At 35.5% G+C, this 11,160-nt stretch carries 11 protein-coding genes; 7 read left to right on the forward strand and 4 right to left on the reverse strand.

Going from position 1 to position 11,160, the window contains the following annotated elements:
- The first annotated feature begins 175 nt into the window (after positions 1-175).
- Complete coding sequence (locus HQN62_RS04400; RefSeq protein WP_173503465.1) at positions 176-2,383, forward strand: TonB-dependent receptor; 2,208 nt, start codon at positions 176-178, stop codon at positions 2,381-2,383.
- Between the two features lie 142 nt (positions 2,384-2,525).
- On the opposite strand, the gene HQN62_RS04405 is transcribed toward HQN62_RS04400, so the two are convergent.
- The gene (locus HQN62_RS04405) at positions 2,526-2,948 is read right to left on the reverse strand and encodes a Rieske (2Fe-2S) protein (protein ID WP_173503466.1); all 423 of its coding nucleotides are present in this window, start codon (positions 2,946-2,948) and stop codon (positions 2,526-2,528) included.
- A 166-nt stretch (positions 2,949-3,114) separates the two neighbouring features.
- On the opposite strand from HQN62_RS04405, the gene greA reads away from it, so the two are divergent.
- The 3 genes from greA (at position 3,115) to HQN62_RS04420 (ending at position 5,288) form a co-directional block, all read left to right on the forward strand.
- Positions 3,115-3,591, forward strand: a complete 477-nt coding sequence (gene greA / locus HQN62_RS04410; RefSeq protein WP_116798394.1) for a transcription elongation factor GreA — start codon at positions 3,115-3,117, stop codon at positions 3,589-3,591.
- A 57-nt stretch (positions 3,592-3,648) separates the two neighbouring features.
- Positions 3,649-4,038 carry an HIT family protein gene (locus tag HQN62_RS04415; RefSeq protein WP_173503467.1) on the forward strand — a complete coding sequence of 130 codons (390 nt, stop codon included), beginning with the start codon at positions 3,649-3,651 and terminating at the stop codon, positions 4,036-4,038.
- Between the two features lie 62 nt (positions 4,039-4,100).
- On the forward strand, positions 4,101-5,288 hold the full coding sequence (locus HQN62_RS04420; protein ID WP_173503468.1) for a transglutaminase domain-containing protein: 1,188 nt from the start codon (positions 4,101-4,103) through the stop codon (positions 5,286-5,288).
- 214 nt (positions 5,289-5,502) lie between these two features.
- Here the strand turns inward: HQN62_RS04420 and HQN62_RS04425 are convergent, their stop codons facing one another.
- Positions 5,503-6,648 carry a sensor histidine kinase gene (locus tag HQN62_RS04425; RefSeq protein WP_116796255.1) on the reverse strand — a complete coding sequence of 382 codons (1,146 nt, stop codon included), beginning with the start codon at positions 6,646-6,648 and terminating at the stop codon, positions 5,503-5,505.
- A gap of 258 nt (positions 6,649-6,906) precedes the next feature.
- On the opposite strand from HQN62_RS04425, the gene HQN62_RS04430 reads away from it, so the two are divergent.
- The 3 genes from HQN62_RS04430 to aat all read left to right on the forward strand — a co-directional run bounded on the left by HQN62_RS04430 (position 6,907) and on the right by aat (position 8,948).
- A complete protein-coding gene (locus tag HQN62_RS04430; protein WP_173503469.1) occupies positions 6,907-7,794 on the forward strand; it encodes a flavin reductase family protein in 888 nt (295 codons plus the stop codon).
- Positions 7,795-7,815: 21 nt separating this feature from the next.
- Positions 7,816-8,190 carry a DUF3127 domain-containing protein gene (locus tag HQN62_RS04435; protein ID WP_173503470.1) on the forward strand — a complete coding sequence of 125 codons (375 nt, stop codon included), beginning with the start codon at positions 7,816-7,818 and terminating at the stop codon, positions 8,188-8,190.
- Between the two features lie 119 nt (positions 8,191-8,309).
- A complete protein-coding gene (gene aat, locus HQN62_RS04440) occupies positions 8,310-8,948 on the forward strand; it encodes a leucyl/phenylalanyl-tRNA--protein transferase (RefSeq protein ID WP_173503471.1) in 639 nt (212 codons plus the stop codon).
- A gap of 103 nt (positions 8,949-9,051) precedes the next feature.
- Here the strand turns inward: aat and HQN62_RS04445 are convergent, their stop codons facing one another.
- Both HQN62_RS04445 and thiH read right to left on the reverse strand, forming a co-directional pair.
- Positions 9,052-9,762 carry a HesA/MoeB/ThiF family protein gene (locus tag HQN62_RS04445; protein WP_173503472.1) on the reverse strand — a complete coding sequence of 237 codons (711 nt, stop codon included), beginning with the start codon at positions 9,760-9,762 and terminating at the stop codon, positions 9,052-9,054.
- 158 nt (positions 9,763-9,920) lie between these two features.
- A complete protein-coding gene (gene thiH / locus HQN62_RS04450; RefSeq protein ID WP_173503473.1) occupies positions 9,921-11,057 on the reverse strand; it encodes a 2-iminoacetate synthase ThiH in 1,137 nt (378 codons plus the stop codon).
- Positions 11,058-11,160: the final 103 nt, after the last annotated feature.

Below are 11,160 nucleotides of genomic sequence, written 5' to 3' on the forward strand. Positions count from 1 at the left end.
AGGGGTGCTCCAAATAACGAGCTGAGATCATACCCAAAGAACCTGGGCGGGTAATGCTGCCAAGGGAAAAAACGACAAAAAAAAATAGCGTGCAAACTATCTATTTGTTGTAGAACAATCATTTATTAATTTAAACAAAAGAATAATTCCCCCTTTTATTCGTAATTTTTTACGGATGAAAAATTTATTTAGCTTTAAAAGCACCAACTTGAAAACGACTCAATTCTCAAAACGTTTTCTATTTTCTATTTTCTTTTCTATAACATCGTTACTCTCTTTTGCGCAAGTAAAAGACAGCACAAAAGTCAATCAACTCGATGAAGTTTTGGTTTCGGCTATACGTGTGACCACAAAAACGCCTGTAACGTTCAGTAATTTGGATAAAAAAGACATTAAAGCCAGAAATTTAGGTCAGGATATCCCTATTTTGATGAATTATTTGCCTTCTGTGGTAACTACTTCGGATGCCGGAAATGGCGTGGGTTATACTGGAATTCGTGTGCGTGGTAGTGATGCTACCCGTGTGAATGTAACTATCAACGGAATTCCATACAACGATTCTGAAAGCCAAGGAACCTATTGGGTAAATATGCCTGATTTTGCGTCGTCGGTAGAGAGTTTGCAATTGCAACGCGGTGTGGGAACTTCTACAAATGGAGCTGCAGCTTTTGGCGCGAGTTTGAATATGTTGACCGATTCTTATTCAGATAAGGCTTCGGGTGAAATTTCCAGTTCTTATGGAAGTTTTCATACGTTTAAAAATACCGTAAAATTCAGCACAGGTTTGATGAATGACCATTTTGAAATTGCTGGTCGTTTGTCTGCATTAAAGTCAGATGGATATGTGGATCGAGCGAGTTCTGATTTGAAGTCGTATTTTCTTCAAGGGACTTATGTAGGCAAAACAACATTAATCAAAGCACTGGCTTTTGGTGGAACCGAAAAAACGTACCAATCTTGGTTTGGCGTGGATGCAGCAACTTTAGAAAGTGACCGAACTTTCAATGCTGCCGGAATGTTTACAGATGAGTTTGGTAACATTCGTTTTTATAATAATCAAACCGATAATTACCAACAAGATCATTATCAATTGCATTGGAATGAAAGAATTTCTGAAAATTGGAGTACGAATTTAGCATTTCATTATACAAAGGGTAAAGGATACTATGAGGAATATAAGGAAGATCAGGGTTTTACTGATTATGGTTTAGCACCAATTCCTGTTGCGCCAACTGTAAATACAACTGATCTTGTGCGTCAAAAATGGTTGGATAATGATTTTTATGGAACTACTTTTTCTGCCAATTATAAAGAAGACAATTGGGACGTCATTTTAGGAGGTGGATGGAATAAATATCAAGGAGACCATTTTGGAAAAGTTATCTGGGCAAGATACGCTTCACAAACCGAGTTGGGTGATCATTACTATGATGATTTTGCTTCGAAAACGGATGGTAATATTTTTGCAAAAGCGAATTACAAAGTAGCTGATAAATGGAGTTTGTTCGGGGATTTGCAATTGCGAAATGTTACGTATAAAGCCAATTCGTCAGAAACAGGTTTGGTGGATGATAATTTTAATTTCTTTAATCCAAAGGCGGGAGTGACTTATGAATTAAACAAAATGAATAGTTTGTATTTTTCATATGCGAGAGCCAACCGTGAACCAAACAGAACGGATTATGAAAATGGAAGTCCGAAACCGGAAAAGCTAAATGATTTTGAATTGGGATGGCGATATCATTCGGATAAAATTAAGCTGAATGCCAATGCCTATTACATGAAATACCAAGATCAATTGGTTTTGACGGGAGAATTGAATGATGTAGGTGCGCCAATAAGAGCCAATAGTGGTGACAGTTACAGGCTCGGAGTGGAGTTGGATGCAACTTTTCAGCTTTCGGAAAAATGGGTGTTGCAACCGAATGTGACTTTGAGCCAAAATAAAAACAGAGATTTCTATTTTACAAGAGACGGTGTTCTGCAAAATTTAGGAAATACCAATATTGCTTATTCTCCAGATGTAGTTGCTGGAAATCGTTTAGGATTTACACCTATTAAAGATTTTCAAATATCCTTGTATTCCAAGTTTGTTGGAGAACAGTATATGGCAAACATCGATTCGGAAGGGTCAAAACTGGATAGTTATTTTGTAAATGATTTGAATGTGTCGTATGAGTTTAAACCAAAAAGTATTTTTAAGTCGATTTTGGTTACAGCTTTAGTCAATAATATTTTTGATTTGAAATATGTCAGCAATGGATATTTCTATACTTATGATGATGACTACAGCAATCCACCTGCGATAAAAACAATTGAGGGAGCTGGGTATTATCCTCAAGCGGGGATTAATTTCTTGGTTGGACTGAGTTTGAAGTTTTAGAAAATAATATCTTGGTCACGCGTGAAGGATGGAAGCAAGTTACCGAAGTAACGCGGACAGCCTGACACCATAAAGAAAAGGGAGCGGCTCACCAGTGCGATGAGTAGCTCCCTTTTCTTTATGGTGGCACGCCCAAAAGGACTTAATTATAAATACGAATAAGGGTTTCACTTATTACTTGTACGCGGTATTGTTTCATTGGGTAAGTCGCTGCTGTAGTTGCTTGACCGGTGAAAAGATTGTATTCTTTTTTGTCACAAGAACAAACGGCGTTGATCCCATTGATAGTCATTGTTGAGCAAGAACTTAATTCTTGATTAGGGCAAGCAGCATCAAAAGCATTGTAGCCACTTCCTGTATAGATGACAATTATGCCTCTAGCACCCGCATCAGCATAATAAATTGGATTACTAACGTACTTTAAGTTTGAATAAAGAGGAAAGTTCAGATTCAAGTCTACTGAGAAAGAATAATTGGGTATATATGGGTTTTTATTGGAGTTTTCATTGTTGCTGCATCCCAGGAAAAAAAGCGAGATAATAATTATAAGGAAGTATTTTTTCATGTCAAAAATTAAGTGTAAACTATTAGCGAAACAAATTTAATTTATTTAACTTTGAATTTGTTATGATTAACATATAATTGTAAACTAAAAACAAAAATATACTATCTTTGTGGAAAGAAATCCCGTCCTGATGGGATTTTTTCTATTTTATATAAATGACGAAATTATGAGCGCAATATCTTATTACACAGCGGAAGGATTAAAAAAATTAAGAGACGAATTAGATTATTTAAAAAGTGTGATGCGCCCAAAGGCATCTGCAGATATAGCTGAGGCAAGAGATAAAGGAGATTTATCGGAGAATGCAGAATATGACGCAGCCAAAGAAGCCCAAGGAATGCTTGAAATGAGAATTGCAAAATTGGAAGAGGTGCATTCTAATGCAAGATTAATTGATGAAACACATTTGGACCTTTCTAAAGTGTTGGTTTTGTCGATTGTGAAAATCAAAAACCAAACCAATGGAATGGAAATGAAATACACATTGGTAGCCGAAAGTGAAGCTGATTTGAAAACTGGTAAAATATCGGTTACTTCTCCTATCGGGAAAGGTTTATTGGGTAAAAAAGTAGGCGAAGTTGCTGAAATTACAGTGCCTAACGGTGTATTAAAATTTGAAATTCTTGAGATTTCAAGAGAATAGTTTTTAATTGTTAAATCGTTTATCTAAATAATCGATTTTAGAAATAAATCAATCAAAATGAGTTCTATTTTTAAAAAAATAATCGACGGAGAAATCCCTTGTTACAAAGTAGCAGAGGATGAAAATTTCTTGGCTTTTCTAGATGTTAACCCAAATGCAAAAGGACATACACTTTGTATTCCTAAGAAAGAAGTAGACAAGTTTTTTGATATTGAAGATGATTTGTATCTTGGATTGATGGCTTTCTCAAAAAAGGTAGCCATAGCGCTAGAAAAAACAGTGCCTTGCTTACGAGTAGGAATGGCGGTGATAGGTCTTGAAGTACCTCATGCACATGTTCACCTAATTCCTTTGAATGAAATGGGAGAAATGACATTCAGACACAAAGTAAGTTTGACTAAGGAGGAGTTTGAATCTTTGGCGAAAAGTATTCAAGCAAATTTATAAAATAATATAGGACTAAGAACACGAATCTTTTAAGGAGTAATTTAAAAGGTTCGTGTTTTTTTATGCCTAAAAAAGTAATGGTTATGAGGTGCATGTTTTTATTTTTGATGTTTACTGTTGTCAGTTTTGGCCAAACCAAAGGAATTTATGATTTGGTTGATGCTAAAGTGGACAGAATTCCCAATGATTTAAGCAAAACAACTGTTGGAATCGCAGAATATATAAACGCTAATTTCAAATCTGAAAATGATAAAGTAAGAGCAGCTTTTTATTGGACAGCCTCAAACATCAGGTATGATATTGAGAATATAGAATCCATTGATTACAAAGAGATTTCTCAGGATAAAATAAAAAACGCGGTGCTAACCAAAAAAGGAGTTTGTATCCATTATGCTGAGGTTTTTAATGATATTGCCAAAAAAGTGGGAGTCAAATCCTATCTCGTTTACGGATATACCAAGCAAAATGGGAAAGTAGATATACTGGCACATGCTTGGTGTGCCACTAGAATTGACAATGTTTGGTGGCTTTTTGATCCCACTTGGGGAGCGGGTTATGTTGATAAAAAGAAGTTTTTTAAGAAAATAAACAATCTCAATTATAAGGTTGCTCCAAGTCAATTTATCGCATCACATATGCCTTTTGATTATTTATGGCAGTTTTTAAATTACCCAATTACCAATCAAGAATTTATTGAGGGGAAAACCCAGTTGAATAAAGCCAAGCCTAATTTTGATTTTTCAACTCAAATTGCGGAGTATGATAATATGTCGGATTTGGATAAAGCAAGAACGACTTTAATTCGAATGGAGAAAAATGGAATCAAAAACAAATTGATTCAAGAGATGGCTCTTTCGATAAAAAGTGACGTTGCTGCCCTGCAGAATAATGAAGCAATGGATAAAATGCAGGCAATCAGTGATGATTACAATCAAGCCATCGCAATGTTTAATGATTTTATTTATTATCGGAATAATAGATTCAAACCAGTCTTGCCAGACGAAGAGATTAAAGCTATGATTGAATCTCCAAAACAGAAAATAATGGATTGTCAAAGCCGCATTTATAAAATTGGTACTTATAATGACAGCAATACTGCAAGTGTAAAATCATTAAAAAATTCTATCATTGATGTTCTCAAACATATCGAAGTACAAGAAAAATTTGTAAACGACTATTTAAGCAAAAGTAAATCTGGGAGAAAAGGAATGTTTAGCACGACGACTTTTTTCGGAATCCCGGTTAGATAAGAGCGCTTGCTGCTTCAGGTGACAGTATTTTGTCAGACGAATTGTTAAACATATAAGTCATATAAGTTTTTAGTCGAAACAAATGAAGTAAAATTAAAAGTTCATTCAAGTAAAGATATTTGACTTATATTCTCTTTTTAACGACTAAGCGAATAAACAGTTTTAAAAAACTTATGTGACTTATATGTTAAAAATTAAATATAGCTGATAAAATCTACGTTTTCCTTAAGATAATTTGCATCGTTGTTCCTTTTCCTATCTCAGAATGCAGTACTTTGATAGTGCCCTTGTGGTATTCCTCAACAATTCTTTTGGTTAAGGAAAGCCCAAGTCCCCATCCTCTTTTTTTGGTGGTAAAACCGGTTTCAAAAATACGATGGAATTCTTTTTTAGGAATGCCACTACCAGTATCGGTTACGTTTATTTTTAGATGATGATTGTCTTCTTCAATTTCCATTGACAATTTTCCTCTTCCTTTCATCGCATCAATGGCATTTTTGACTAGATTTTCTATCGTCCAACTGTGTAAAGTGGGGTTCAGAAAAATGCGTATTGGTTTGGAAGGCGCTTTGAATGAAAATTCAATTTGGTCCGAAAAACGAGAAATTAAATAATTATAAGATTGTTTGGTTTCTTCAACTGCGTCTTTTAATTCTAATTTGGGTTCGGAACCAATTTTAGAAAAACGATCGGTAATAGTCAGTAAACGTTCGATATCTTTTTCGATCTCAAGAGTTATGGATTCGTCAATATTCTCCATTTTTAAAATTTCCAGCCAACCGATTAAGGAAGAAAGAGGTGTTCCTATTTGGTGAGCCGTTTCTTTGGCCATTCCTGCCCACAATTTGTTTTGGGTTGACATTTTGTGGCTGAGGTAAAAATTATAAATAAGAATGCCACACAAAACGATGATTAGTGACAAAGCGATTGGATAATATTTCAGTTTGTCTATCAAGGAAGAATTGCCATAATATAATTCCTGTGATTTTCCTGGGGCATAAATGATTTTGATAGGCTCATTTTCGCTTTTTAATTCGTTCAAATATTCAATAGCCCTTTTTTTGTTTTTTATGATTTCCTCGTCAATATTTACGGAGTTAATAATGCTGTCATTCTCAGTCAATATAAGCGGAATCGTGGTGTTATTGTTGAAAATCTGTAGCGGTAAATCCACTTCGGTATTTTCTTGGGCATTTATTAATGTTTTTTCGGCTGTAGCCCAAAGATTCATTTTTATTCGCTCCTCATTTTTGAATATTTGAAAAAAAGTATAGGTATTCCAAAGAATAATGGTAATTATCAAAAAAGAAATAAAAATAATGATCCAACGTATGGGGTTGCTATTTTCAGAAAAATTCATAAAAGTAAATTTGTGGTATAAATATAACGAAATAATGGACTTTGGATTGTGTAGGTGCGAAAAATCATTGTATTCATTTTATCGATCATAATTGTTCTTTGGAGCTAATTCCTGCTGTCCACTATATCTTTTGTGCCGAACCCCGGCACAAAAGGATGTCGTTTCCATCAGGGCTAGGGCATTTATTCTCCTAATATAATTGTTGAATTATCGACAATCTAACTCCTATTTTATTATTTTTGTCCAAATAAAAATTTTATGATTAGTATTGATCCAAAAAGCATAGACACCGTAAAACTACAGGGTTACTTACAAAGCTCAGTTGGGCCTCGACCTATTGCTTTTGCTAGTACTATCGGTAAAAATGGAATTCCAAATTTGTCTCCTTTTAGTTTTTTTAATGTGTTCAGTGCCAATCCGCCAGTGCTTATTTTTTCACCTGCAAGACGCGTAAGGGACAATACGGTTAAACACACCTTGATAAATGCCGAAGCCACTTCCGAAGTCGTAATCAATGTAGTGAATTATGATATGGTGCAGCAAACTTCTTTGGCCAGTACAGAATACGCGGAAGGTGTTGACGAGTTTTTAAAAGCTGGATTTACGCCGGTTCCTTCCGATGTGGTAAAACCATACCGAGTAAAAGAATCGCCTGTGCAGTTTGAATGCAAAGTGACGCAGATAATTCCTTTGGGAACAGAAGGTGGTGCAGGGAATTTAATTCTTTGTGAAGTGGTTCGTATTCATATTAATGAAGCGGTGTTAAATGAAAATGGAGCTATCGATCAACATAAAATTGACTTGGTTTCAAGATTGGGAGCCAATTGGTATTCCCGATCAAATCAAGGATTGTTTGAGGTGCCAAAACCGCTTACAACTCTGGGAGTTGGAGTTGATTCAATACCTGATTTTGTTAAAAATAGTTCCGTTTTTGATGGAAACGATTTAGGGATGTTAGGGAATATTGAAGCCTTGCCTACTAAAGAGGAAGTTAGTATATTTGTAAACCAAAATTTTGCAATAAAGGCCGTTTTGAGTTCTGATGACCTTGAAAAACAGCACTTAGAAGCCAAAAGATATCTTTTAGACAATGATGTACTTTCGGCATGGAAAGTGCTTTTAGCTAAAAAAATAGAATCAAAGTAACAATAATAAAACAAAAAGAAGATGGAAGTATTAGGAAAAGTTAAAGTTGTTAATCCTGAGCAACAAGTAAGTGCGGCATTCAAAAAAAGAGAACTTGTTGTTACTACAGATGAGCAATATCCACAACACATTTTAATTGAATTTACTCAAGATAAATGTGATTTGTTGAATAGTTATAATATTGGTGAAGCTGTAAAAGTTTCTATCAATTTGAGAGGAAGAGAATGGATTAATCCACAAGGAGAAACAAGATATTTCAACAGTATTCAAGGTTGGAGAATTGAAAGATTGGCTGCTGATGCACCAACTCAACAAGCACCTCCAATGCCAGCTGCTGCAACTTTTGCGCCAGCAACTAACTTAAATGAAGAAGAAGCAGACGATTTGCCATTCTAGAAGTTAGAACAAAGAGATTAGAATAAAGAATTTAGAAAATGAGTTTAGAAATAAGTCTTATTTTTTAAGTTCTTTTTTTTTATTGAATTTTGCCATTGCCATTGAAATTGATTTTTGAAATGTATTATTTATCTAATGATTTATTCTTTCCTCCAGTTTCCCACGCCGACAGCGATGGAATTCTTGCCTTTGGAGGTGACTTGACTCCAGAGCGTTTGCAGCTAGCTTATAGAAGCGGAATTTTTCCTTGGTTCAACGAAGGGGAACCCATTATTTGGTGGTCACCTAATCCAAGAATGGTATTATTCTTGGACGAATTGATTGTTTCCAAAAGTATGCGAAACATCCTAAACCGGAATATTTTCAAAGTTACTTTCAATCAAAAGTTTAGGGATGTTATTTCCAATTGCCGGCAAGTAAAACGCGATGGACAAACAGGAACTTGGATTACCAATGAAATGATTGAAGCTTATTGCAAACTCAATGAACTTGGAATAGCAAAATCGGTTGAAGTTTGGCAAAATGACCAACTAGTTGGCGGATTGTATGGAATCGATTTGGGACATGTGTTCTGTGGCGAAAGTATGTTTTCATTGGTTTCCAATGCTTCTAAAGTGGCGTTTATTGCTTTAGTAAATCAGCTTAAAAAAGACAATTATCGTCTGTTAGATTGCCAAGTTTATAACGAGCATCTTGAAAGTTTGGGCTGCAGAGAAATAGATCGGGAAGCGTTTATGGTAATTTTGAAGAGTAAATAGTTTAAAAAAAGACAGCATTGTTAAAAGTTTTACCATATAAGTAATATAAGGACATATAAGAGTTTAACGTTCTAGCTTAAATGAACTTATATTACTTATATGGTTAAAATTTTATTTTTGTAAAACTCCAATTCAAAGTGCTGAACAATACCAATTCGTTCTTTAAAGAAGGTAAATCCATTATAAGTTTCAACGTTTCGTGAGCCATCATGGTGCCAATTATTCCGGGTAAAGTTCCCAACACGCCATTCATATTGCAATTGGGCACGTCTTTCGGGTTGGGAGGTTCCGGAAATAAATCCCGAAGATTTTTGCTTCCGTTGTGATTGAAAACGGCCAATTGCCCTTCAAATTTCAAAATACTTCCATAAACCAATGTTTTTCCTAAAGCCACGCAAGTGTCACTGACCAAATAGCGGGTTTCAAAATTATCCGATCCATCAACAATAAAATCATAATTCTTGATAATTGTAGCGGCATTTTCGGAGGTCAGTTTTTCTTCGAATGCCACGATGGAAATCAAAGGATTCATTTCTTCCAATGTTTCTTTTGCTGTTATGGCTTTGCTTTTGCCGACCTGGTTTTGTGTATATAAAATTTGACGATGGAGGTTATGAATTTCAATTTTATCAAAATCTACAATTCCGATAGTGCCAACACCTGCGGTAGCGATATATTGCAAGATTGGGCAGCCCAATCCGCCGGCACCAATGACTAGTACTTTTGCTTTTTTTAGTTTTACCTGCCCTTCGTCGCCTATTTCGGCTAGCATCATTTGGCGGTTGTATCTTAAATATTCTTGAACTATACTCATGGGATTTTAGATTTTAGATTAACGATTTCATAATTTTTGATTGAAATGAAAGCTATAGGTTTGCTATGCCTTATTGTTATTTTGAGTTAGATTTGATAATTAATTATGATTTTAGGGTTATACATCTGCAATGCTTCGCCAGTTCGCTATCGCTCGGGTCAAAAATCGTTAATCAAAAATCTGCAATCATAACTTCTATCCCAATCTTTCCAAACCGGTTCGTATCCTTTGCCAGTAATTATTTTGGCAATTTCTTGGGCCGAACGTTCGTCGCTAATCTCAAATTGTTCCAAAGATTGTGGATCAACGACATAACCGCCCGGATTGGTTTTGGATCCTGCACTCATGCTGGTCACCCCAATCGGAATGATATTGTTCCTGAAATTTTCGTTCTCTCGTGTTGAAATGGAAATCTCCAAATCTTCATTCCATAAGCGATAGGCACAGATTAGTTGCGTCAAATCTTTGTCGTCCATAATAAAGTTGGGTTCGATAATTCCTTCAGCAGGCCGCAATCTCGGAAAGGAAACTGAATATTTTGTCTGCCAATAGGTTTTCTGTAAATAATCCAAATGCAAGGCATTGAAAAAACTGTCCGTTCGCCAATCTTCTAGGCCTAGTAAAACGCCCAATCCAATTTTGTGAATCCCAGATTTCCCAATTCGGTCCGGTGTGTCCAAACGAAAATCAAAATTGGATTTTTTGCCTTTGGTATGGTATTTTTTATAGACTTCCTGATGATAAGTTTCCTGATAAACCAAAACTGAATACACTCCAGCTTCGTGCAGTTTTTGGTATTCCTCGGTGGAAAGGGGCTGTACTTCCACCGAAATGGTTGAGAACTGCTCTTTTATTTGATCAATCGCATTTACGAAATAATTAATGTTTACGGTATAATTGGCTTCTCCCGTAACCAATAATACGTGGTCAAAACCGGCTGTTTTCAAGGCTTCCACTTCCAGTTTTATTTCAGTATCAGATAATGTTTTGCGTTTGATTTTGTTGTCCAAACTGAAACCGCAATAGGTGCAAATGTTTTGGCATTCATTGCTCAAATACAGCGGAGCATACATTTGGATCGTTTTTCCGAAGCGTTTTTTGGTCAGTTCGTGGCATTCTTGTGCCATTTGCTCCAAGTAAGTTGTCGCAGCAGGCGAAATCAAAGCCATAAAATCATCGAGGTTTCGTTTGCTTTTTGCTAATGCCTGTTCGACTTGTTTAGTGGTCGTTTGGTATATTTTGGTTTGAATGGTTTCCCAATCATGACCTTCAAAAACCGATTTGAATGTTTTCATAATGTTTTTTTTTACCGCAAGGTTCGCAAAGTTTTATATTTTTAATTTTAAGTTAAGTCCGCAAAGCTTTGCGGACTTCGCGTAAATCTTTGCGTCCCTTGCG

This window comes from Flavobacterium sp. M31R6 (genome assembly GCF_013284035.1).
In the GTDB taxonomy this organism is placed as follows: Bacteria; Bacteroidota; Bacteroidia; order Flavobacteriales; family Flavobacteriaceae; genus Flavobacterium.